Annotated in this window: 11 protein-coding genes; 7 read left to right on the plus strand and 4 right to left on the minus strand. The window is 61.1% G+C overall.

What is annotated here, in order from left to right:
* Positions 1-10: 10 nt before the first annotated feature.
* Positions 11-1,243 (minus strand): LL-diaminopimelate aminotransferase, encoded by a 1,233-nt coding sequence (locus JIN81_RS09645; protein WP_200278735.1) that lies wholly within the window; start codon positions 1,241-1,243, stop codon positions 11-13.
* 86 nt (positions 1,244-1,329) lie between these two features.
* Positions 1,330-2,538, minus strand: a complete 1,209-nt coding sequence (locus JIN81_RS09650; RefSeq protein ID WP_234044645.1) for a substrate-binding domain-containing protein — start codon at positions 2,536-2,538, stop codon at positions 1,330-1,332.
* Between the two features lie 181 nt (positions 2,539-2,719).
* On the opposite strand from JIN81_RS09650, the gene JIN81_RS09655 reads away from it, so the two are divergent.
* The 7 genes from JIN81_RS09655 to JIN81_RS09685 all read left to right on the plus strand — a co-directional run bounded on the left by JIN81_RS09655 (position 2,720) and on the right by JIN81_RS09685 (position 23,841).
* A complete protein-coding gene (locus tag JIN81_RS09655; protein ID WP_200278737.1) occupies positions 2,720-5,260 on the plus strand; it encodes a choice-of-anchor D domain-containing protein in 2,541 nt (846 codons plus the stop codon).
* Between the two features lie 235 nt (positions 5,261-5,495).
* Complete coding sequence (locus tag JIN81_RS09660; RefSeq protein ID WP_200278738.1) at positions 5,496-6,197, plus strand: RNA polymerase sigma factor; 702 nt, start codon at positions 5,496-5,498, stop codon at positions 6,195-6,197.
* A 49-nt stretch (positions 6,198-6,246) separates the two neighbouring features.
* Positions 6,247-9,963, plus strand: a complete 3,717-nt coding sequence (locus tag JIN81_RS09665) for a WD40 repeat domain-containing serine/threonine protein kinase (protein ID WP_200278739.1) — start codon at positions 6,247-6,249, stop codon at positions 9,961-9,963.
* Between the two features lie 72 nt (positions 9,964-10,035).
* On the plus strand, positions 10,036-11,715 hold the full coding sequence (locus JIN81_RS09670) for a hypothetical protein (RefSeq protein ID WP_200278740.1): 1,680 nt from the start codon (positions 10,036-10,038) through the stop codon (positions 11,713-11,715).
* A gap of 71 nt (positions 11,716-11,786) precedes the next feature.
* The gene (locus JIN81_RS19305) at positions 11,787-14,714 is read left to right on the plus strand and encodes an autotransporter outer membrane beta-barrel domain-containing protein (protein ID WP_200278741.1); all 2,928 of its coding nucleotides are present in this window, start codon (positions 11,787-11,789) and stop codon (positions 14,712-14,714) included.
* Between the two features lie 425 nt (positions 14,715-15,139).
* A complete protein-coding gene (locus JIN81_RS09680) occupies positions 15,140-19,756 on the plus strand; it encodes a right-handed parallel beta-helix repeat-containing protein (protein ID WP_200278742.1) in 4,617 nt (1,538 codons plus the stop codon).
* 173 nt (positions 19,757-19,929) lie between these two features.
* Complete coding sequence (locus JIN81_RS09685; RefSeq protein ID WP_200278743.1) at positions 19,930-23,841, plus strand: choice-of-anchor Q domain-containing protein; 3,912 nt, start codon at positions 19,930-19,932, stop codon at positions 23,839-23,841.
* Positions 23,842-23,869: 28 nt separating this feature from the next.
* Here the strand turns inward: JIN81_RS09685 and JIN81_RS09690 are convergent, their stop codons facing one another.
* Positions 23,870-25,261, minus strand: a complete 1,392-nt coding sequence (locus JIN81_RS09690) for a sulfatase family protein (protein WP_200278744.1) — start codon at positions 25,259-25,261, stop codon at positions 23,870-23,872.
* A 34-nt stretch (positions 25,262-25,295) separates the two neighbouring features.
* Positions 25,296-25,682, minus strand: a complete 387-nt coding sequence (locus JIN81_RS09695) for a hypothetical protein (RefSeq protein ID WP_200278745.1) — start codon at positions 25,680-25,682, stop codon at positions 25,296-25,298.
* Positions 25,683-25,714 lie beyond the last annotated feature (32 nt).

Genomic DNA, 25,714 nt, shown 5'->3' on the forward strand with positions numbered 1-25,714 from the left:
GTTTGGTTTCTCAACCAAATACCGTTGCGATGCGTTGGCAAACTTCCTCGACCTTCTCGCGGGAATTGAAGGCGGAGATGCGGAAGTAGCCTTCGCCGGCGGCGCCGAAGCCGGCACCCGGGGTGATCACCACCTGGGCTTGGTTGAGCATCTTGTCGAACATGCCCCACGAATCCGTTCCTTCCGGGCAGGCGACCCAGACGTAGGGGGCGTTCTCGCCACCGAAGACGGTCAGACCGGCCGTGGTGCAGGCTTCGCGCAAGAGGGCGGCGTTGCCCATGTAGTGTTCGATCAGGGCGGCGACCTGGGCCTTGCCTTCGGCGGAGAAGACCGCCGCGGCACCCTTCTGGACGGGGTAGGAAGCGCCGTTGAATTTGGTCGAGTGGCGGCGGCCCCAGAGTTGATGGAGTGGCACGCGTGAACCGTCGGCAGCGGCACCGGTGACGGTCTTGGGGATCACCGTGTAGGCACAGCGCACGCCGGTGAAGCCGCCATTCTTCGAGAAGGAGCGGAATTCGATGCAGCAGTCCTTGGCGCCTTCGATCTCGAAGATGGAGTGGGGGATTTCCGGATCCTGGATGAAGGCCTCATAGGCGGCATCAAAGAGGATGATGGAGTCGTTGGCCTTGGCGTAGTCGACCCATGCCTTGAGCTGTTCGCGGGTGGCGACGGTGCCAGTCGGGTTGTTCGGGAAGCAGAGGTAGATGAGGTCGACCTTTTCGCTTGGAAGATCCGCCACGAATCCATTTTCGGCCGTGCAGGGGAGATACAGGAGGCCCTCGTAGGAGCCGTTCGCATCGGCTTCGCCCGTGTTGCCGGCCATCACGTTGGTGTCGACATAGACGGGGTAGACAGGGTCGGTCACCGCGATGCGGTTGCCGGGACCGAAGATGTCGAGGATGTTGCCGGAGTCGCACTTGGAACCATCGGACACGAACACCTCGTCGGCGCTGATGCCGAGGTCGGCATACTGGTTCTCGACGATGGCTTCGCGGAGGAATCCGTAGCCTTGTTCCGGGCCGTAGCCCTTGAAGGTTTCGCGGTTGCCCTGCTCATCGACGCCGTCATGCATCGCCTTGCGGACGGCTTCCGGGAGGGGTTCGGTCACATCGCCGATGCCGCAGCGGATGAGCTTGGCGGCATCGGACGGGTTGGCCTCAGTGAAGGCATTCACCCGGCGTGCAATTTCAGGGAAAAGGTAACCGGCTTTGAGTTTGAGGAAGTTCGAGTTGATCGATGCCATGGCGCGGGGTGTTTAGCTCCGCGGACCGATGGCTGCAAGCCTTCGAGGGTGCGTTCGATCATGCCGCCCACGATGACGGTGGGATCTCATGACCGGGCAGTGGGTTCGCGGAGTGAAGCTCGGTAGGCGCTGGGCCCCATTCCAGTTTGACGGTGGATGAAATTGAAGAAGTTCGGCGGGTGGGAGAAGCCGCAACGCTCGCCAATCTCCTGGATCTCAAGATCGCTCTCGCCGAGCAAGCGTCGGGCTTCAGCAAAGCGCCGGCGTCGGGCTTCCTCCGCGATTTCAAAGCCGTAGGCCTGTCGAAAGCGCCGGCGCAGCGTAAGGGGCGCGCATCGGGCCAGCGAGGCGAGTTCACCCACGGTCACGCCTGTCAGATGGTGGCGATCAAAGTGGCGTTTCGCTCGTTCAATGGTGGGCTCTCCGGACAGGCCGCCGGTGCTTTCGCGGACCAGAAGGCGCCGGCATTTCATCAAACGCCCGGTTGGGCGAGGGGCGGATCCGGACATCCATTGGTCAAGCATCGCCGAAGCCTCCCGCCCGATCTCTTCGCCGGGGATCTCGACACTTGAAAGCGAACACGCGCCGCTGCGCCCGATCGTTCGGTCGCCTTGGCCAAGCACGGCCAGGTGCCCGGGAATCTCGATTCCTCGATTTCGGGCTGTGGTGCAGGTCATGATGCCGATGTAGTCGTCCTGGCAGAGCAGTCCGGTTCCGATGGGAGTGGCTTCGAGGAATTCATTCAAGCCGCTGATACGGTTGGCCTGCCAAATCAACGTCGGGTCGGAAATCGGGTGTTGGGCACCCAGATCGAAAGAGATCCATTCGAGTCCTTGCTGCAGCACCTTCTCTCGGAGATCCGAGACCCGCGTCGCCCACACTCCTCCTGGCCGGAGGTCTTGACCGACATAGCCGACGCATTCCACGCCGAGTGACTGAAAATGATCCAGGGCGAGGTCGTTGAGCGAGCGTCGGTCGAAGGTGACCTGGGCGCTTCGACCGGGGAAATCGGACATGTTTCCGCGGGGAGGCATACCGACCTGGACGACGGGGAGTTTCGATTCCAGAAGCCCCAGATGCGGTTCCGTCTGGCGATGGTGCCACAGGATGACGCCATCGAGATAGTCCGTCAGGCTTCCCGAGAGCTGGCCTTGTTCGGGATCCAACTCGATCACATGCCATTGACCGTGGCTTTCGACCCAATCCAGGACGCCTTGCCGGACCCGCTGTGAGTACTCGAAGAACATCGGCAGGACCAAGGCCACAGCGCGCATTCTTTCGGTTTCCTTTCGCATAACCGATGGTGGCATGAGTTTTCAAAAAGTGAACTTGATAGATAAGAAGGGAATTTGTGTGGGCATGGTGTCTGCTGGTTGGATGGTCAAGTTGCCTACTTCTCCCAGTTTCCCTTTGTGGATCCGTCTCCGTGCGCGGGCGGACGTAGCTTCGGAAAAAACACAAAATATGCTCCCTTCGATGAAAAAACTTCCACTTCTTGGGGCCGCCTGCGGCCTGCTCTCGCCTCTGGCAGTTTTCGGCCAGACCATCTTGATCGACTACGATGATGGTGACTCGGGAAACGGTATCCATGATGCCAACATCAACAGTGGTGATATTGGGGTGCAGGATTGGGTTGGAAGTCACCAGTATCAAACGAACAACAACTCTGGGGTCGGCAGCAGCCAGAACCTGATCATGGGTGCAAACCGGGAGGCTGCCCACACTCTGGAAACGACGGGTTACTCTCCGGAAGTGGGGCACACCCTCACGGGCTCGTTCATGTGGCGGTCTGCGGCAAACTGGGATGCGGCGGACCGGCCGGTCTTCAGTGTATTCTACACCGACGATGACACCATTGACGGAGCGCCGACGGACCTATTCTCCTATGAGGTTGCGACATCCAACGGCACCACATACCGGGTGGAGAATGTCCCAGCGCATCTCATCACCGATTCCGGCGTGACGGGAAAAACGCTCTTCGTCCGGCTTTCCGACAATGACAGTGCTGTTGGTGGCGAATTCTACCGAGCGGACAACGTGTTTGTCTCGGTGGATACGACGGTGCCTAGCCCGTTTCTCCTTGTGGATGCAGACGTCAGCTTGTCCGCAAACACCACGGCAACGAGCAACTTTTCGATTCCGATCTCCAATCTCGCTGGTGACGGGACGACTCCCTTGGCGATCTCGGGCGTGACACCGACCGGAACGGACAGCTCCGGAGTAAGCAACCTGGTGTTTCCTCCGACGGTCGTGGCCACGGCAAGCGACCAAATCACCTTTGACTTCACTCCGAGTTCGGGGGCGGGGAGCTATACCTTTGATTTGGAGATTGCATCCGATGACGCAGGGCTCGCTTCTCCCAGAGTGGTGACCGTGGATGTCGAAGTCGGCGCGAGCCCCTTCCTGGTGGTCGACGGCATCGAGGACTTCGTAAACGACGGTAGCTCAACGAGCTACTCTGTCTCCGTCACCAATGACAGTGCGGATGGGACAACGCCATTAAGCATTACAGGTGTGATTGCATCCGGCACGGATTCGGATGATGTGTCGAACATCGTCTTCCCTCCCAGCGTGGCGGCCGGAGCTTCCGGAGACATTACTTTCGATTTCCTTCCCTCGGTTGGAGGTGGAAGCTATTCGTTCGTGTTGGAAGTCAGCTCGGATGATCAAGGCGCTTCGTCTCCCACAGAGATTCTCGTGTTCGTGGACGTCGAGGACCCGGTAATCAGCTTGGGGTCGGCGAGTCTGGACTTCGGTGACTTCAGCACACCGCCAGCCCCCCAAGTGGAGACCGTGACGATCACCAACACCGGTGGAGCAACGGATCTGGTGATCGATGAGATCAACACGGCCATCACCGGTGCTGGCGCATTCACGATCACCAGCTTCCCTGGTCCGATCGCGCCCGGGGCTTCGGGCGACCTTGAAGTGACCTTCACTCCTGCCGCTGGAGAAGGGCTGATAGAAGGCACACTGACCATCGTTTCGAACGACTTCGACAACACGCAACCGCAGGTCTCGCTGCGGGCATTCATCTTTCCCTCTGATCCTGTGGCAGCGATCGATTTTGGAACCTCGGGTTCGCCGGTGGCCGCGGGTTACACCCAGTTCGAGGTGTCGGAAGGAGCTTCGCAGACCATCGCCGGTGTCGGAGTGACCCTCAGCTCGCGGGACGGAAACATCAGCGCAGGAAGTGGTGCGGGTTCCGGAGATCTCTTTACCGACTTCGCCCAAACGCCCTTCAACGGATCGGCTGGAGCCTACATCAGCGTGGTCCTTACCGGGTTGGCTGACGGTACCCTGAATCTGGTTTCGAGCCACGACTTCTCCAGTAGCTTCGCCCTTCCCATCAACGTCCAGTTCGGGGAGGTGGGAGCGTTGGCCTCGATCGCCAATGGGATCACCCGGCCCGGGGAAGTGGCCCATTCGGCTGTGGTGGAAGCTGGGAAGACCTACGAGCTTCGGGTGATCGAAAGCGGAAACGCCAATTTAGCCTACATCAGTGGTCTGCTTCTCTGGGGTGATGCGGTTCCAGGAGGGACGCCTTTCGGATCGTTTGTGACGGATGCCGGCCTCGACCCGGCAACGACGGGTCTCCCGGGCCTTGACCCCGACTTGGACGGGATCGACACCGGGATCGAATGGGTCGTTGGCGGGTCACCCAATGACACGGTGAATCCGGATACGACAAAGCTTCCCACCGCCGCGGTTCTCACGGCGGACCCGGATGGTGATGAGACCGTCTCCGATTATCTGGTGTTCACGTATCGTCGCACTACCGCGTCTGCGGCAGACACGGACACAACCATTGATGTCGAGTATGGCACGACATTGGCCGGTTGGAACACGGCCTTGGATGGCACCGACGGAGTAGTGATCATCGAGACTCTTGATGGCTTTGAAGCCGGCGTGGATCAGGTCGACGTGTACGTGCCAACCTCCTTGGGGAATGCTGACGGCAGACTCTTCGCCCGGCTCAATGTGACCATCGCCGGAACTGAGGTGGCTGTGGACTAAGCGGGCGAGTCGTCCAGCGCCTGCTCGACTTGATCCTGAAAGAGCCGGAGTTGGGGGTCACCGATGCCTTTCATCCAGTGACATAGGCTGCTGGTCGTCCCAGCGGGTGCGCGGATGCAGCGGGCAAAATGGCCCGCAAGTCCCACAAGAGACTTGGATTGAAGATCGGTGCGGCTTCTGCATGATCGCTCCCGTGTTGGAAAGCGACTCCCCCTCCCCTGGCCCAACCTTTCCGGTGACCCGCTGGACCATCGTCTCGATGGCCCGCGGAGGTGAGGACGCTGCGGCTCGGTTGGCGCTCGAGGAGCTGTGCAAGGCTTACTGGTATCCGCTCTATGGCTTCGCACGGCGGAAGGGGCTTTCGCCAATGGATGCCGAGGATGCGGTGCAGGCGTTTTTCCTCAAATTGCTGGAGCAGGACTCGTTCGATCGTGCGGATCGCGAAAAGGGCCGACTGCGGTCGTTTCTGCTGGGAGCGTTGTCGAACTTCCTCGCCCAGCGCTGGCGCAATGAGAATGCTGCGAAACGTGGAGGAGGCATGAAGCATCTGCGGATCGATCAGGCGTGGGCCGAGGAACGGCTGGTGGAAGATAGCAGCGAAGGCGATGGGTTGGAGGAATTTGACCGCGAGTGGGCCTATGCGTTGATCGAGCGAGTGTTCGAGCGAATGAGGAGCTTCCATGCTTCGCGGGGGCGGGAGGCGGTATTCGAGAAGTTGAAGGGCTGCTTGATGGGCGATGGCGCCTACGGTGATGAGGCTGATTTGGCAGTTGAAATGGGGCTGAGCGGCGCGGGCGTGCGCTCGGCGGTTTTCCAGATGCGCCAGCGTTTCCGCCGCTACGTGGAGGAGGAGATCCGTGACACGGTAGGTAGTGAGGCGGACCTGCGCGACGAGCTTGCTCACCTCTGCCGGGTGCTTGCCGATCATCGCGGATGAAACAATTTCCGCGAAGATGGAAAGAACCTGGTGAATCTAGGCAATCTTGATGAGTTCCCAAACCACCTGCCCGAAATGCAATGCCACTCACCCGGAGGGCATCGCGGGTGGCATGTGCCCGCATTGCTTGCTGGCGGGCTTGCTGGAAACGGGGGGCAGCCCGCGACTTGGCGAATGTGAAGGTGATTCGGTGGGCCCCTACGAGCTGATAGAGCTGCTCGGAGAAGGCGGCATGGGCAGCGTGTGGCGGGCCCGGCAGCTCCATCCGGTCGAGCGTGAGGTGGCGCTGAAGATCATCCGCCTCGGCATGGACACCCGCGAGGTGGTATCGCGTTTCGACAGCGAAAGGCAGAGCCTCGCGATGATGGATCATCCGGGCATTGCCCGCGTGTACGACGCGGGAGCCACCGAGGAAGGTCGACCGTATTTCGCGATGGAACTGGTCGGAGGTGAGCCGGTGACAAACTACTGCATTTATCGTAGTTTGAATCTGGAGAAGCGCCTTCGGCTGTTCCTGGAGATCTGTGAAGCCGTCGAGCATGCGCATCGCAAGGGCATCATCCATCGTGATCTCAAGCCGTCGAACGTGCTGGTTGTGGAAACTCCTGAAGGTCCACGTCCGAAGGTCATCGACTTCGGCATTGCAAAAACACTGGAGACCGAGAACGACGGACGGACCTTTGTCACCCGGGCTGGGCACGCGATCGGGACACCCGGCTACATGAGCCCCGAGCAGGCCGGTGCGGAGGCGGATGTGGATACGCGCTCGGACGTTTATTCGCTCGGTGCGCTGCTGTATGAAATGCTCTCGGGAGTTCCCCCGCTGGGGAAAGAGACGTTCCGTGAGATCGCTTATGTGGAAGTGCTGCGGTTGATCCGCGATACTGATCCGCCTCGCCCGAGCACGCGTTTGGGGCATGCGTCGGAACCCGGCGCGCGGCCGCCTTTGAGGATTGCCCGAGATCTTGACCGCATCGTGATGAAGGCGCTGTCCCGCGAGCGCGAGCGGCGCTACGGCGGGGCGACCTCGCTGGGTGAAGACGTGCGGCGTTTTCTCGATCACGAACCGGTCAGCGCCACGGATCCGACGTTGGCCTACCGGGTGGGAAAGTTCATCCGCAAGCATCCACTGCCGGTAGGGCTTTCGGTGCTGATGCTTCTGGGGGGCATCATCGCCACGCTTCTCATTTCCCGCGAGGCTGGGCGGGCACGCCTGGCGGCGGAGAGCGAGCGTACTGCTCGCGAGGAAACCCTTGGAGCGCTCGCTGATGCCTATCGAAACAACGGCCTCGCCGCCGCGCGCAGCCGTCACGACGCGCTCGCGGCCCTGTGGTTCACCGAGGCGGCGGATATCGCCGCGCACGATGAGCAACGCACGCGCGCCAACCGCCTCCGGGCCAATCTACACACCTCCGCGGCGTTGCTACCGGTCCGCAAATTCGCGCGGAAGAAGCGCGCGGGAGCCCGCCTGATGTTCGATGATTCGTCGCGCTTCCTCCACGAGGGCTGGTTCGGGGTGGGGCAGGGGTTCTTTGACCTGAAGGAAGCGAAGGAACTGGATTTCGGCCTTTCGGTCCAGGCCGGGTGGCTGCTGCCGGGCGCACCGTTGGCAGTCATCTCGGATGGCTCGGAGCAGGTGCAGGTCCGCGATCTGACCACCTTGGAAGTCGTCGAGGCAATCCGGTTTCCGGAGGTGAAGGTGACCGGCCTCTGGTGCGATGCGTCGGGGAACCGGCTGGTCGCGGGTGACAGCCGGCTGCGGGTTTGGGATCGTGCTGGAGAAGCCTTCGTCCACGGCGTGCTCGCCCACCCGGAACCGGTGCGCTACGCGCGTTTTTCACCCGCTGGCGATCGATTGCTGACGGTGGACAAGGGCGATGACATCCGGGTCTTCGCGCTGACGCCGGACGACAACCGGTTGCTGTTAGGACCACTTCGCGTCGAGGGGGCGGCGGGATACGATGTGTTGCTGCCGGATTTCGTGGAAGGTGGTGAAATGATCCGCGTGCGTGGCCGGGCGGGGATGCGCCACTTCCGGGTCACGACCGGGGAGCTGGTCGCGCGTCTGCCACATCTCGACCGGGCCTTTGATTTCACCGGCGATGGTGAGCTATTCGGCGGCTTCAACATGATCGGAGAAACCCGGTCCGGCGCGGCGCGGGTGTCGAAGCCCTTCGGTGGAGCGCTGTTTCTCGAGGATGATTCCGGCTTCTACGGCACGGGAAACGGACAGCTTTACAACTTGGCGGGCGCGCCACTCGGGCAGCTTGCCTTGCCGGGTGCGGCGCGCGGGTTTTCGCCGGACGGCACCCTGATGGCCTCGACGCTCGGGGGGCATCTCGCCATTGATCGGCTGGCGCGTCCGGAGCCTTTTCACCGGATCCACGCGCCCGAGGCCGGACGGCTGACATTCACGAGCGACGGCAGCCTTTTCGCCTCGGCGGGATGGAGTGGGGCCCATCCCACCGGCACCGCCACGCGGGCTTACCGGGTGGACGATGGTTCCCCGGCCGGACCGCAGATCGACACGGGCAGGCAGCACCTCAGCGGCCTATTTTTTCCCGGGACGACGCACCTGCTCACTGGCGGTCGGACCGAAGCAGTGGGGGATTCGGTCGAGCATGAGTCGGTGGGTGGCGGGGGCGTGCTGCAGTTGTGGGATGCAGTCACGGGCCAGTCCCTCGCCGGGCCCCTGGCCCTTCCTTCTGAGCCGTGGGCGATGGCGCACCACCCCGGGCAGGAGTGGATCGCGGTGATCTGCCGCAATGGTTCGGTGCTTAAGCTCAGGCCGGATCTGGGCGGATTCGAGGAGCTGTTGAAGCTCGACTTCCAGCTCGGCATGGCTTCCGCCGAGCACCGGCAGGGGCATCTGGTGTTCTCCGAAGATGGAGCGCGGCTTTACGCCAATCTATTCGGCTCGCCGGTCTGGGCGATCGATCCGGCCGCGGGCGAGGTAATCTTTGAAACCCCGCAACGTCTGGGTCAGACCATGCAACTCGCGGTGCGCGGGGGCGTGCTGTTCTGTCCTACCGCGCGCGCCGAGGACGAGTGGTTGTTCGATGCGGCCACCGGCGAAACCATCGCCCTTGATCCCGAGTTGAAGCCCCATCTGCCGCTCGGCTCCGGCATGTCGGCAGATGGTCGCGAAGTGGTTTTCTCCGGGGTCACCCGGGTGTCGGTAGTCGATCTTGCGACCCGCTCCGCGATCGGGCCCGGCTTGCGGTCGGGCAAGGGCTGGCTTTCCTACTCTACCTTTGTCCCCGATACGCCATGGGTTCTAACAGCTTCCACCGCGAATTCCGACGTGGCCGAGCTGATCCTCTGGGACCGCTGCACCGGCACCGACCTCGCCCCGCGCTGGGACCTTCGCGGCTCGGTGATCGCGGATCTGAAGACGACCGGCGATGGCTCGCGGGCGGTGCTCGCCATTCGCGGGGCAGGCTATGTGGTCGTAGATCTCGATGAAATCCGCGCCTCCGAAACCTGGCAGGATGGGCTCAGCCAAGAGGACCGCCGTGCCCTCGCCGAGCTCCGCGCCGGCAAGCGCCTGGTGGACGGAACTCCCGGCTCACTCGACACGCCGGACGCCTGGCTGCCGCTCTGGAACGACCTGTATTCCCACCACCCGGAGCAGTTCCCGCTGAAACCCGCCATGATCGACCTGCTGCGTTGGCATCGGAACCAGGAGGTTTTCCACGGCGCAGACAGCCCCCCAGGCCGCTGGCACCGGGCGCGGGTCGAGGCGCTGGGAGGCGGGTCGAGGTGAAAATTCGGTCACACCCTGAAGCGAATCCGTAAAAACGGGAAACTGAATACTAGCATCCGCTCTTCTCTGACCATGAATCCCCGCACGCTCTCCCTCTTTTCCCTCGTCCTGATGGGTCTCCTCCCGGCTCAGGCGCAGATCACCGTCGATGGCAGCCGCGACGCCGCCTACGGCCAACCTCTCGCCATCCAGCTCGCCCCGACCGGCTTCGGCGACAACACCGATGCAACCCCTCTCACTGCCAACGGCTCTGAGCTGAATGCCGCCTACGCCGTGATTCGTGCTGACAAGCTGCATCTCTTCCTCGCGGGAAACCTTGAAACGAACTTCAACAAGCTGGAGGTCTTCATCGATAGCCAGGCGGGTGGGCAGAACGTGCTCGCGGGTGACAACCCGGACGTCGATCTCGATGGACTCAACGCAATGGCGGGGCTGACCTTTGACTCCGATTTCGCACCAGACCACTACTTTACCATGGGTGGGGGAGACCAGGGTTTCGGGGCTGGATTGGAGTTCTTTGTGAGCTTCGCAACCTTGGGGAACACGGGCTTTGGTGAGGGCACGGGATCAGTCACCAGCTTTCCAGCCACCATGATCCTTCCTGCTGCGACCACCGGGCTGGGTTTGGATCGGGCCATTCGAGTGGGTCTCGACAACTCCAATATCGATGGGATCACCAACGCATCGGTGGCGGGGGCTTCCACGGTTTCCACTGGGATCGAGATTTCCATCCCGCTTGACCTCCTCGGAGGTGTCACCCAGCCACTGAAGATCTGTGCCTTCATCAACAACGGGAATCACACCTTCCTCTCGAATCAGGTGCTTGGCAGCTTGCCGGCAGGAACCAGCAACCTTGGTGGACCGGGCACGGTCAATTTCGAATCGGAGCCATCCGGAACCGACCAGTTCTTCCTCGTCACAGCCGAGATCAATGCCGGAGTGGAGGCGACCCTGGACGCGGGTGGAGGAAGAACCACGGCAGGAATCGTAGTCAATGATGGGGCAATCGGCGGGATCGTCGGTATCTCGGGCGATACGACCGTGGCGAGGCACGGGTTTGTTGGGCAGATCTATGATGCCGTCGCCTTGGAGCTCGGAGCGAGCCCGGCACAAGTCGACGAAGGGCAAACCAGGCAACTGACGGCGGTGGAGGTGATGGACGACCAGACGACGCTGGCTCTTGATCCTGCCGAAGTGGAGTGGGTCAACAACAGCGATGCCCTGACTTCGATCAGTGCTGCAGGGCTGGCTACTGCGGGCACCGTATTTAAGGACAGCTTGGCAAACGTCGGCGGCACCCGTGCAGGCCTCGCTGATCCAGACGGCTTCGATCTCACTGTGATCAACGTTGGTGAGGACGATTTTGGCAGTTATGCCGCAGACGGGATCGACGATGATTGGCAGGTGGATTTCTTCGGGATCGGAAATCCAGAAGCCGCACCGGGTGAAAATCCAGACGGGGACAGAGACGACAATCTGATGGAGTTCCTTGCCGGATTTGATCCGACCGACGCCTCCCAGTTCTTCCAGTTCAAGATCGAAGGTTTCAGTAATCCCGGCACCTTGGATCTGAAGCTCAACAAGGTGATTCCGGGTCGGGTTTATCACTTGTTGGAAAGCGGTAATCTCACCGCGCCGTTCGCCGAGGTCTCGAGCTTCAGCGTCACGACGGAGGAGCTTGAAAAGATCATCCAGGATGGCGACGCGCCGGCTGATCGAAACTTCTATCGAATCGAAATTTCCAAGCCCTAGTCAGCCCAACGCACGCGACCCGCTTCGACACTCATTTCCAATCCCAAAAATCACCAAACTCCCAAACCACGATGAAACTTCTAGCAACGATCCTCACCTCCCTCTGTCTGTGTGGTGCGGCGCAGGCGGCACCTCCATCCATCATCAACTACCAGGGCCGCGTCTCGGTGAATGGTGAGAACTTTGATGGCACCGGCTTGTTCAAGTTCGCGCTGGTTGATGCGGTGGGTTCGACAAGTTACTGGGGCAACGACGGGACCGGCGCGGCAGGGGGCGAACCCACGGCGGCAGTGTCATTGCCGGTGAACAAGGGACTCTACGCGGTGGGGCTTGGCGACACGGCACTGGGAAACATGACGGAGGTGCCTGCGTCGATTTTCGCGGGTCAGGATGATGTCCGGCTCAGGGTATGGTTTGATGATGGAGTCAATGGGAGCATTCAGTTGGTGCCCGATCAACGGATCACCTCGGTGGGATACGCCCTGAGTGCTGCCCAGGCGGATAGTGTGGCGGATGGGTCGATTACCGGTGCGAAGCTTGCCGATGGAGCCGTCAGTGCTTCCAAGTTTGCCCCATCCATCCTTTCGGCGCAGTCCGGAGAAAGCTATGCCTACGCGCTGAATCCATCGGGAGAACTCGCTGTGAGCGTGGCATTCGATCAGGCGTTTCCACCTGGCACGATTCCTGAAGTAGAACTCCCGGCAGGTTGGGTTTTGTCCGGTGCCGCGAGCTCGACGGGCTTCTCCGCCACGAACGATTCTCCTACGTTCGGGACAGCGGTTGCCGACAGTTCGGCTGGCTCGGGGCAGTTCACCTCGCTTGCTCTGGTAGATGGCCGCCCGGCGATCAGTCAGTACAACGCGACGACGGGCGATTTGACCTTTGTGATCGCGGTGGATGCCGGCGCGACCAGTTGGAACCCTCCGGTCGTGGTGGATTCTGCTGGTGATGTCGGGGCTTACAATTCGCTCGCTGTCGTCGATGGACGACCTGCGATCAGTTACTTCGATGACACCAATGACGACCTGAAATATGTGATCGCCGACGATGCGTCCGGCACGACCTGGGGCACACCCGTGACGGTGGATTTCCCAGGTTCTGTTGGCACCTACACCACGCTGAAAGTCGTGAACGGGCGTCCGGCGATCAGTTATTACAGATCGGATGCGGGAGACTTGAAGTACGTGCGGGCCAATGATGCCACGGGTGCAACTTGGCCAGTCCCGGGAACCGTTGCGAGTTTCAACGATGTCGGGCAATACGCGTCGATGGAAATCGTCAACGGTCGGCCAGCCATTAGCTTCTTCGATGCCACCGAGGAAAGTCTCTACTACGTCCGGGCGGGAAATGAGGACGGGTCGTTTTGGGGTGGGCGGGTGCTGGTGGACCAAGGATCCGCGATATTCATATTCAGCCCCGAAGCCGGGCGTTACACCTCGCTGGCGGTGATTTCGGGCAGACCGGCAATCAGCTACACCAGTGGCTCCACGACTTCATCTGACCTCGCCTACAAACGGGCCAACAACAGTGATGGCACGAGTTGGGGGCCGCGGATTATCGTGGATTCAGCAGGGGCGAACGGCCCATCGACTTCCCTGGTGGAGATCAATGGCCGTCCCGCCATTGCGTACTACAGCCCGACTGCCGATTTGCGTTACGTGGTTGCCAGTGACTCAGTCGGTGGAACTTGGATGGCACCCCAAGTGATCGACAGCGTTGGCGATGTTGGTCGAGAGGCGGCTCTCGCCTTGATCGATGGTCGCCCAGCCATCAGCTACTCGGACCGCACCAATGGACAACTCAAGTATGCCACTCTCGCCGGACCGGAGTCTTGGACTGCCACGACTGGAGATATCGCGCCTATCCTTGCCACCGGCGTGGCAAGTGGTGGCATCACGGCAAGCATGTTGGGAAATGATGCGGTGTCTGGATCAAGCATCGCGGATGGCTCGGTGGGCTCGGCTGATATTGCGGATGGCTCGGTGGGCTCGGCTGATATTGCGGATGGCTCAGTGGGCTCAGCTGATATTGCGGATGGCTCGGTGGGCTCGGCTGATATTGCGGATGGCTCGGTGGGCTCGGCTGACATTGCGGACGGCTCGGTGGGCTCGGCTGCTATCACTGACGGCTCGATCACGGCGGCAGACTTGTCCGGGGCGATTGGAGTATGGACTCAGAGTGGTGGGAATGTGCATCGCACGACCGGGAATGTCGGAATCGGTCTGTCCAATCCATCCACGGCACTTGAAGTCAACGGCACGGTGAAAGCCACAGCCTTTATCGGGGCACCCAGTCCCAAAGGATGGCTGACTTTTGGCCCAGGTAGTTCCAGCTGGGTCTGCCCGCCGAATGTCACGACCATCACCCTAGACATGCGCGGGGGAAATGGCGGCGGCGGTGGTGGTTCGAGCGGAAACAGTGGACAAACGATTGAGGTGCCAAATCCATTTGGCAGCTTCACGACCCTCCAGCTCGGCGGTTCCGGCGGTGGTTCTGGAGGTGAGGGTGCCTATCTAAAAATCGCGCTTCCAGTCACCCCCGGGGAAACTTACACCCTTGAGGTCGGTTCCGGTGGGATGGGGGGTGCGCTTGGGGCGGCGGGCGTTGCGGGTGGTGTGACCCAGTTCAAGCTTGGTTCCACCGTGTTGGCGACCGTGGCTGGCGGCGGCGGGGGAGGAGCGGGGTCGATCATGTCGACGATCCTCGATGGACCTCGGTTGCTGGGCGTCCCGACTGCCGGAGGTCCGGCAGGACTCGGTGGAGTGTCCCCAGCAATTCCCCTTGCTCTGGCCGAAGACGGAGGTGGCGGAGTAGCTGGTTCCAGTGCAAACGCAGGCACTGGACCAGGCGGAGGCACCTACTCCGGCGACGCGAACTTTGGAGATCCCAGCACGGAAAGCGGTGCGGGTGGAGCAGGTCGTCGCTACGGGAACGCTGCCCGTGCTGCCACCGCCGGCCTGCAAGGCGCACCCGGCAGCATCCTGATGAGTCTGTATTGAGGGTCCAGCCAAGAAGGCCCCATCGATTCACCTGCCTGCCTCCTGGAGCAGTAATCCTGAATTCGGAGATGAGAACCACTGATGACATGGAAGGCACGGATCTATAATTCCTTATGAAATTCATCTCGATCCCCCCAGAGGATGAGTCGCCTAGTCAATCCAACTCACTGGTTATCCGGGTAGTTAAGTGCAATCGGTGGTTCCTGCTTTCTTTCCTAGGGTTATCGCTGAAGCCCGCCAAGACCGACCTGATCCGCAGGCACCAGAACCAAGAGGTTTTCCACGACGAAGACAGCCCCCCGGGCCGCTGGCACCGGGCGCGGGTCGAGGCGCTGGGAGGCGGGTCGAGGTGAAAATTCGGTCACACCCTGAAACGAATCCGTAAAAACGGGAAACTGAATACTAGCATCCGCTCTTCTCTGGCCATGATCCCCCGCAACTCCCTCTTCTCCCTCTTTCTGATGGGCCTCTTCCCGGCTCAGGCGCAGATCACCGTCGATGGCAGCCGCGACGCTGCCTACGGCCCGCCTGTGGCCGTGCAGCTCGCGCCGACTGGTTTTGGTGACAATATGGATCCTGACCCGCTGATCGCCAACGGCTCGGAACTCAATGCCGCCTACGCCGTGATCCGCGACGGCAAACTCCACCTGCTCCTAACAGGAAACCTGGAGACCAACTTCAACACGCTCGAGATCTTCATCGACAGCATCACGGGGGGCCAGAGCGTCATTCTTCCTGGCAACCCGGATGTCGATGGTGCCTTCCCGGCGCTCGACGGCCTCACCTTCGACAGCGGGTTCGAGGCCGACCACTATTTCACCCCTACCGGCGGCTTTCCGGGAGGGGCACCGCAGTTGAATTTCTACCCCAGCTACGGGCGGCTCAAGACCGCCACCGACCCTGGCGTCGGCATCTTCCTCGGCGAGACTGGCGCGGGAAACACCACGCTGCCCTTCGAGTTGGAGGAAGGAGTGCGGCTGGGCATCGACAACTCGAACATTGATGGAGTGAGCGTTTCCGATGCCTCGGGAGCCTCGGACGCAACCACCGGAATCGAGTGGGAAATCCCGCTTGCCCTCATCGGCAACCCCACCGGCCCCGTCCGCATCTGCGCCTTCATCAATGGCGGTGGGCATGGCTTCCTTTCCAACCAGTTCCTCGGCTCTCTGGCAGCGGCGACGCCGAACCAAGGATCTAACAAGGACCTGAGCAGCCTGGCTGGCGACCAATTCTTCGACGTCCCCTGGCAGGTGACCAGCATTGCCGACAACGGCGCCGGTTCGTTGCGCCAGACCATCATCGACGCGCCGCCGGGCTCCACCATCACCTTCGATCCCACCCTTTCCGGTCAGACCATCGCGCTCTCCAGTCAAATCACGTTCGGAGAGAGTCTATTGATTGACGCATCAGGGCTTTCCGCCGGGCTTACACTTACCGGTGGAGGTGCGCATCGGCACTTTTTGATCCCGGCTGGTATAACCGTAAGCATCCAGGGCCTGACATTTGAAAACGGTGAGGGCCAGAATGGCGGCTCTATCAGAAATTTTGGCACGCTGACCGTCCGGGATTGCAGCTTTCTCAACAATGGATTGGGCATCGACTTGAGTGAGGCTGGTCAAGGGGGAGGCATCTACAGTAGCGGAGCTCTGACACTCGAGGGCTGTACCTTCAGCGGCAACAGTGCCTTTCAAGGCGGAGCCGTTCGGAGCGTGGAGTCCTCCCTGAGCGTGGTGAACTGCACTTTCACTAACAATTCTGCCACCATCGGCGGGGCTTTCTCGGTGGCTGACGGTGGCCCCGATGCCGTCTTCAGGCATGTCACGATCACGGGCAACGATGCAGTGGTTTCGGGCACCTTCGGCGGCGGTGGGCTTTTCGTTTTTGGGAAAACAGTCAAACTCCAGAATTGTATCATCGCCGGAAACACCAGTCCCCATGGGCCTGATATCCAGGCCGAATCGTCGACCTCCATTGATTCGGAAGGGGGCAATCTGGTGGGTAAGGACTCCGGGTTCACTTGGAACCTCCTCAACTCCAGTGATCAGATCGGAACCGAGTCAGCTCCACTTGATCCTCTGCTCGCCCCCCTCGGCGACTACGGTGGCCCGACCCTGACCATGCCACCTCTGCCCGGTTCGGCGGCCATCAACTCAGGCCTCGATACTGGTGGCCTGCCGGCGACCGATCAGCGTGGTTTCCCGCGTTTCGTCAACAGCAACCCAGACAGCGGTGCGGTGGAGGTGCAGACTGCGTTGACGGTAGCGAATGCCAACGATTCCGGGGCCGGTTCGCTGCGCAATGCGATCGCCGGTGCCGCAGTCGATGCCACCATTACCTTTGATGGGTCGCTCTCCGGCGAGACCATTACACTCACCAGCGGGCAACTGGTGATCGCTCGAAACCTTGAGATCGACGGATCAGTTCTTGGAGAGCGAGTCACGATTGACGCCAATGGCGTGGAGACTAGGCATCGAGTGCTGGAAGTGGCAGCGGGATCGGTCGTGACGCTTGATTCACTGCGGTTGACTGGCGGTAACACGCCCGATGGTGGATCGTTAAGTGAGATCTCTGGCGGAGGGGTCTTGAACGGAGGCGACTTGACGCTTCGACGGGTCGAGATATCAGGAAACACAGCAGGTAGCGGCCTCGACCAGTCGGACGGCGGCGACGGTGGCGGTGTTTACAGCACTGGGCCGCTCGCCCTTGAAGACTGTCTCGTGCGTGACAACACCGCTGGCAGTGGTGGTGACTTCAGCAGTGATGATCCCGGTGACGGCGGATCCGGGGGAGGGATCTACTGCAACGGAACGCTTTCGCTCGAGAACAGCACGGTGACGGAAAACCATGCCGGAAAGGGTGGCTCCTACAACGGCAGCGGATCCCGTTCCCGCAACGGCGTGGGTGGTGCCGGTGGTGGCATCTACGCCAATGGCGCAGTCATGCTCTTGAACAGCGCAGTGACCCACAACGGCGCAGGTGACGGCGGCTTCTCTTCAGCATCGGAAGGCTGGAGTGGTGGTGATGGCCATGGAGGCTCGGGCGGTGGAATCTGGAGCGAGAGTGGGCTTATCCTGCAGAGAAGCGAGGTCTCCAGAAACTTCGCGGGTAACGGCGGGATAGCCCCCGAAAGGGAGGCTGCGGGTGGCTTTGGTGGATCAGGGGGTGGTATCTACTGTCGTGACAATCTGACGCTGGTCGACAGTACCGTTGCGGAGAACACCACAGGTTCCGGGAATCGTAACGCAGGGGGTGGAGGAGGAGGGATTAGTTGCACCGGCAATTCCATCGTTCTGACGAATTCGACCGTCTCGGGGAATACCACGGGAACTGGGGGCGGCGTCAGCCCCGGAGGTTCAGGCGGAGGAGTTGGATGCGGTTTTCTATCAGTTGTCACGATGGTGAATTCCACCATATCCGGCAATATGGCCTCTGGCGGAATTGGGGGGATAGGCGTTTACGCTTCCCCCTTCACCTGCACCAATTCGATCATCGCCGGGAACACCGCTGCGTCCGACCCGAACTTATTCCTGAGTGGTGAGGATTTCTCAGCCGTCAACAATAGTCTGATCTCCGGTGAGCCAAAACTTGCCCCACTTGGCAACTACGGTGGATCGACTCGAACCATGCCGCCACTCGAAGGTAGCCCCGCGATCGATGGAGGGATCGACACAGGGAGTCTGCCCCTCGCCGATCAGCGAGGCCTTCCCCGCGTGGTGGGTTTAGCTGTGGACATCGGGGCGGTGGAAACTGGCACAGGCATCGCTGATTTCACCGCACCGGTAGTGACTTCGGCTGGCGATGGGTTCGACGGGCTCGACACGAACGGAATCACTCTCCGCGAGGCCTGTGATCTCGCTGCCCCAGGTGCGATCATTACGTTTGATCCGAGCTTGGAAGGTCAGACGATCATCTTGGAGGGTGGTCCGCTCAGGCTGGCGAGGTCGCTCGACATCATCGCCGCAGGGCTTTCTACGTCAGGGGTGACCATTTCCGGGAATGGGAAATCCCGGCTTCTGAGTGTCGACGAAGGGGTGCTTGTGACCTTGGATTCGGTCTCGCTCATCGAGGGCAAGGCGATCGAATCCGGCGGAGCGCTGATCAACGAGGGTGAACTCACGCTCAGGAATGTCACCATCGCGAGGAGCCTCTCTTTTGAGAACGGAGGCGGTCTCATGAATCTCCCTTCCGGAAGCCTGACCCTGATTAACACCACCATCGCGGAGAATGTGGCCGCCGAGGCCGGTGGAGGGGTGTTCAACGCTGGCAGCATGAGTGCCACGCACGCCACTGTCTCGGACAACCTGGCCTTCTTCGGCGGGGGTGGCGGTGTCTTCACCGGAGGCAGTGGCTCAGCGGCGCTGGAGAATAGCATCGTGGCGGGGAACTTGGCCGCCAATGACCCCAACCTGAGTGGACCTGCCGCGACCCTCACCGGCAACAACCTCCTCACCGGGAACCCCCTGCTTGCTCCGCTCGGGGACTACGGCGGCCTGGTACTGACCATGCCACCGCTGCCTGGCTCGCCGAGCATCGAGGGTGCGCTGCTTCTGGACACTACGCCTGACCTCGATCAACTCGGGAATGCGCGCCCTTCCGGTCCGCTGCCTGATCTGGGTGCGGTGGAGGCCTTCGGCTTCGGCAGCCTCACGCTGGCCGATGCCGACTTCGACGAGATCCCCGACCTCATCGAACCGGCCTACGCCCAGTTCTCGGTTGGCATCGATGACTCCGGCCTCGACAGTGATGGCGATGGGGTGAGCGATGCGGATGAACTGGGAGACATGACCAACCCGCTAGATCCCGCAGACTACTTCCGCATCCTGTCCTTCACCAAGGCCGCAGGCTTCACCCCGGAGACACCTGTCTTCGACCTCACCGTGAAGACCTTCCCGGGCCTTAGCTATCGCCTGGAGCGGCAGCAGGATCTAGCGGCACCGTTCGACCCGTTGGCGGATGGGAGCTTCATTGCGGATGAGTTCAGCGAGACCTTTCAGATCCAGTTGATGCCGGGACGGGACTTCATTCGCGCGGTGCGGGAGTGATGATCGGGCGACCCCGCCCTTCCAGCGCCAAGACCGACATGCCCCGCTGGCATAGGAACCAGAAGGTTTTCCACGGCGCGGATCGAGGCGGGGAGAGGTGAAAATCCTGTCACACCCTGAAACGACTCCGTAAAAACGGGAAAATGAACACTAGCATTCGATCTTCTCTCGCCATGATTCCCCGCAAGCTCTCCCTCTTCTCCCTCTTTCTGACGGGCCTCTTCCTGGCACTGGTCTTGCACGTCCAAGCCGCCGACCGGAGCTGGAGCGTCAATAACGGCAACTGGAATACCCCGGCGAATTGGTCCGGAAGTGCCATACCAACGAAATTTGACAATGCGTTTATAGACAACGAGGGGACAGCAAATCTGAATTCCGGAGCCGATGGTGAGGTCCGCGACCTTTACGTCGGCAGCACCTCGAACGGAGAGTTGAACATCGACGGGTCTAGAATACTGACCAGCGAGAACAGCTACATCGGTGGCAAAGATTTTTCGAGCACTGACAAGAGCTCCGGCACCGCGACGCTCGGAACCGGCATATGGAACAATAACAATGAGTTTTTCGTCGGTGGCCGGCGCAAAGGAACATTCAATATGACAGGCGGGACGATGAACAGCGGCTCCATGACTTTGGGACACTTGGGCGGCGCCACCGGTACAGCAACCATCACTAATGGCGTTTGGAGTGTCAGCGGCAATTTCATAGTCGGACGCGCGGGGACGGGCACGCTCAATCTGGCGGGTGGCGCGCTGAACGTCGGGAACGGCAACGGCACGATCACCATCGCTCAACTCACCAGCGTCTCGGAAGGAACTGTAAATATCGGCACTGGCTTCGCAGCCACTACCCTCAACGCAGGTGCCATCACCAGCGGCGACGGCACAGCCACGGTCAACTTCAATCACACCGGTCCCCACACCTTCAGCCCTGACATGAACGGGAACATGACTGTTTGCAAGCTAGCAGCTGGCACCACCACACTAACGGGCACGAGCAGCATTGTCGGTGATCTCAAAGTCGAAGCTGGTAGCCTCATACTCCCAACCGGCGGCAGCTTTGCAGCAACAAAAACCCTCGTAGGATCAGCGGCCTTTGGCAACGCCACGATGGCAGTCCGTGGCGGCTCGCTGGACGCCGTCGAGATCATCGTCGGACAAGTGGACGGCAGCACGGGCACCCTCGACCTCACCAGCGGAAGCGTCACCGTCGGCAGTGGTACAGGCATCCTGGAAATTGCCCCGGCCTCCAACTCCACCGGCACTCTCAACTTAGGCACCGGTGGCACGGTCGGCACGCTTGGTGTCGCTTCAGTCAACGGTGGCGACGGCACTGCCACGGTCAACTTCAACCACGTCGGCTCCTACTCCTTCAGCCCTGCTTTGACCGGGAACATCACTGTGAACAAAGAAGGTAGTGGCACCACTAGCCTCACTGGAAGCAATACCTACACCGAGGGCACCAACATCAACGGCGGTTCCCTCTTGATCGGCGATCTTGCCCACCTGCCGTCGCTAGGCACCGGAACGACCGTCAACTCCGGAGGCGAGCTTGCTTTCGATACCAGCACCCTTTCCGATGCGGAGATCGTCACCATTGCCAACAATGTAACCTGGAGCGGCGGCGCCTTGGTCTTTTATGTGGCCAATGGCGAAACCCAGACCTTTACCGGCGACCTCACCGGGGGCAATTTTGAAAGCTTGGGGGCGTCCATCCTCGTCAAGGGCGGCGGCACCCTCATCGTTTCCGAGCCCAATCTCCCCGTGGTGCCCACCGCTGCCGACGGCTCATCGATCACCACCACCCTTTTTGCCGACGGTTTGCTTGACCCGGGCTACGGCCAGCCCCTCGCCGTCCAGCTCGCGCCCACCGGTTTCGGCGACAATACGGATACCGACCCACTTTCCGCTGATGGCTCCGAGCTCAATGCCGCCTACGCCGTCATCCGCGGCGAATTCTTGCATCTCTTCTTCGCTGGCAACCTCCAGACCAATTTCAACAAACTGGAGATCTTCATCGATTCCGTCGATTTCGGCGAAAACACGCTCGGCAACGACAACCCGGATGTGGATTTCAACGGCCTCAACGCCATGGCTGACCTGACTTTCGACTTTGGGATCGGGATGGATTACTACTTCACGCTCGGCGGCGGTGACTCCGGAAGCGGTGTCGAGTTCTTTCTCAACTTCGCCGAACTCTCCCAAACCGGCGGCTTTGGCTCATTCCTCGGCGGCACAGGCGCGGGTAACGCCAACTGGCCAGTCACTCTAACCGACGTGGAAATCGGCATCAACAATTCTAACACCGAGGGCGTCACCGACAGCGCTGCCACTGATGCGGCCAGCGTCGATACCGGCATCGAGTTCAAGATCCCCCTGAGCCGGATCGGCGACCCCACCGGCCCGGTCAGGATCTGCGCCTTCATCAACAACAACAACCACACTTTCATCTCCAACCAAGTGCTAGGAAGTTTGCCGACGAACTTTGACAATCTGGGTCCTCCCGCTTCCATCAACTTTGAGAATAACCCCACTCCGACCGAGCAATTTTTCACCGTAGGCCGTTGGCAAGTCACCCGTATCGACGACAGCGGGCCAGGTTCCCTGCGCCAGGCAATCGCCGATGCGACCGCCGGGGATGTCATCACCTTCGCTCCCGGGCTGTCTGGCCAGACCATCACCCTCGGCGGCACCGAGCTTCTGATCAACAAAAGCCTGACCATCGATGCCTCCGCGCTCGCCGAAGGCATCACGATCGATGCTGACGAGCAATCACGCGTGCTCGGAATCATCGCCGGCAGCGCCGGCAGCACCGTTACCCTCAACTTTCTTACCCTTACAGGCGGACGAAGCACATTTGGCGGAGGCATCTTCAACTCCCAAGGCACCCTCACGCTCAATCAGTCCACGCTCAGCGGCAATTCCGCAAGTTCACGCGGCGGCGGCATCTACAACGGAAGCACCCTCACGCTCAACCAGTCCACGCTCAGCGGCAATTCCGCAAGCTCAGGCGGCGGCATCTACAACTTAGACGCCCTCACGCTCAATCAGTCCACGCTCAGCGGCAATTCCTCAGACCTCGGTGGCGGTATTTACAACTTCCGCACCCTCACGCTCAATCAGTCCACGCTCAGCGGCAATTCCGCAAGTTCACGCGGCGGCGGCATCTACAACTCCGAAGGCACCCTCACGCTTAACCAGTCCACGCTTAGCGGCAATTCGGCAGTCAAAGATGGCGGCGGCATCTTCAACTCCGAAGGCCCCCTCACGCTCAACCAGTCCACGCTCAGCGGCAATTCGGCAGCCAGCGGCGGCGGCATCTTTAGCGATTCATTCTTCGACGTTAGCGTACTCACGCTCAAAAATTCGGTGGTGGCCTCCAATACTGCGACGTCTTCTGCTCCGGATATCCTTCAAGAAGGCTTTTACAGCTCCAACTCCGGCGTCAACTTCATTGGCAGCACCTCCGGCGCAGGCACCATCCCTGGCACCGTCCTCACCGGCGACCCCCTCCTCGCCCCCCTGGGCGACTACGGCGGCCCCACCCAGACCATGCCGCCGCTTCCCGGCTCTCCGACCATCGATGCCGCCACCGGCAGCACCGCCGCCAATGACCAGCGGGGTTTCGACCGTCCCAATGGCCCTGCTCCTGACATCGGCGCCGTGGAGGCCTATCCCTTCGGCTCCCTGGGCTTCGTCGATACGGAACCCGATGGCATCGACGACCGCTTGGAAACCGGCTTCTTCGGAAACACCACCACGGCGGACGCCATCAGCGATTCCGACGGCGACGGCAGCAGCGACAAGGACGAGATCGCCAACATGACCGATCCCAACGATCCCAACGACTACTTCCGCATCCTCTCCTTCACCAAGGCCGCCGGCTTCGATCCGCAGACCAACCCGGTCTTCGACCTCACCGTGAAGACCTTCCCGGGTCTTGGCTATCGCTTGGAGCGGAAGCAGGATCTCTCAACGGACTTCGACCTACTTGATGGCGGTGAGTTCACCGCAGATGGCTTCAGCAAGTCCTTTCAGATCGAGTTGATGCCGGGCCGGGACTTCATCCGGGCGGTGCGGGAGTGATGGCTCGCCTTCCTCAAGGTTGTCGTCCTCAATCCAGCGCCAGCTCGACCTGGGACTGGAAGAGTTTGATCTGCGGGTCCTCGGTATCCTTCATCCAGTGCCAGAGGGCCTTGGTCATGGCGCTGGCGCGGGAGTTCCATCCGCCGCCGGGCTCGTTGAGCAGGTTGTGCAGGCAGTCGGGGTCCTTGCGCAGATCGTAGAGCTCCTCGGTGCAGCGGTATTCGAAGAACTTGGCGCGCTCCCGGTCGGCGGGGTTGTCGGACTCCTTCATGGCCTTGAAGGTGAAGCCGCTCATCGACTCATTGCGGAAGGCGGTCTCGCCGTCGGACCAGCCGTTCCAGATGTAGAGGTAGTCACCGTCGTTGATCGCCCTGATCGGATATTCCTTCTTGCTGTGCACCCGGTTCATCACGGTGAAGACCCGGTTGCGGCCTTCCTGGGCTTCACCTTTCAACAAGGGGACGATGCTCCGGCCATCGGCGCCCGCGAGTGGCGGCAGACCCGCGGCATCGAGCACGGTGGGGGCGAAGTCGATGCCGCTGATGAAGTGGGTCTTGTCGCGGGTGTCGGCCTTCACCTGGGCGGGCCAGCGGACGATCCACGGGGTGGCGGTGGAAGCGAGGTAGCAGTTGCTCTTGGCAAAGGGCAGCGGCATACCGTGGTCGCTCATGAAGGTCACCATGGTGTTGTCGGCCTCGCCGCTGGCTTCGAGGGCTTCGAGGATGGCGCCGACGACCTGGTCCGCACGTTGGACGGACTGGTAGTAGGTGGCGAGTTCTTCGCGGATTTTCGGCAGATCGGGCAGGAAGCCGGGAACCGGCACATCCTTGGCGGCGAACTTCCGGGGGTAGGGGAATCTCTTGTAGCGATCAGAGGGTGCTCCTGCGAAGGGGCGGTGAGGGTCATGAGCATTCGCCATGATGAAGAAGGGCTTCTCGGCTTCCTTCGCGGTCACGATCGCTGCGGTGATCTCTTGGGCATAGCGCTCGGGGCTGCGTCCTTGTCCGAACTGCTGCTGCGTGCGGATGATGTCGAAGGCGGCGTGGCGGGATGGCACGACGTGGTGGTCTTTTCCTAACAGACTGGTGTGGTAGCCGCCGGCCTGCAGGGCCTCGGGCAGGGTAGGGATTCCCTTGGAGATGGGGTCGAATCCGAGTGCGCCACTGCGGTGCGGGTAGCGGCCGGTCATCCAGACGGCGCGGGTGGGCTGACAGATCGCGATGGTGACGAAGGCCTGGTCGAAGCTCAGTCCCTCACCGGCGAGACGGTCAATGTGGGGTGTGATTCCGGGGATGGGTGAGCCGAAGGAACCGACCGAATCCCGGCTCATGTCGTCGACGGTGATCAGCAGGAGATTCGGGCGTGCGGAAGCCAGACCGACGAGCGCAAGAGTAATGAGAGCGTGCAGGAGTCGGTGCATGGACGGTGGATACGCGGGGCGGTGCTCGAAAAAATCAGAACATGTTCAGATTGACCACCAGCATGCAGCATCCGAAGCCCAGCGTGGGGGTGAGGATGATCTGGCCAAGGACGAACAATCCGCACGCTTTCCAAGCGCGCTGGGTCCGGCCTTCGGGGCCTCGTTTCACGGCGTGAATCCATCCGCACAGGAAACAGCAACCGACGAGGATGGCGACCCACAGGATGGGAAGGACGACGATCCAGACTTCATACAGGGTGCTTCGCGCATAGCCGATGCCGAACCAGGCGATGAGGAAAAAGGGTGATGTGAGTCCGGGCATCAGGATGCCGGCCCAGAGCAGGAACTGCTCTCCGGTGCTCAACGACCGGTTTTCGACTCCCGGGTCCGGGACGATGGGCTGCGGATCTTCAGGGGTCATGATCCAGTGAACCCGGTTCTAGCTGCTTCGGG

Origin of the sequence: Haloferula rosea (genome assembly GCF_016595525.1) — a bacterium.
Lineage (GTDB): Bacteria > Verrucomicrobiota > Verrucomicrobiia > Verrucomicrobiales > Akkermansiaceae > Haloferula > Haloferula rosea.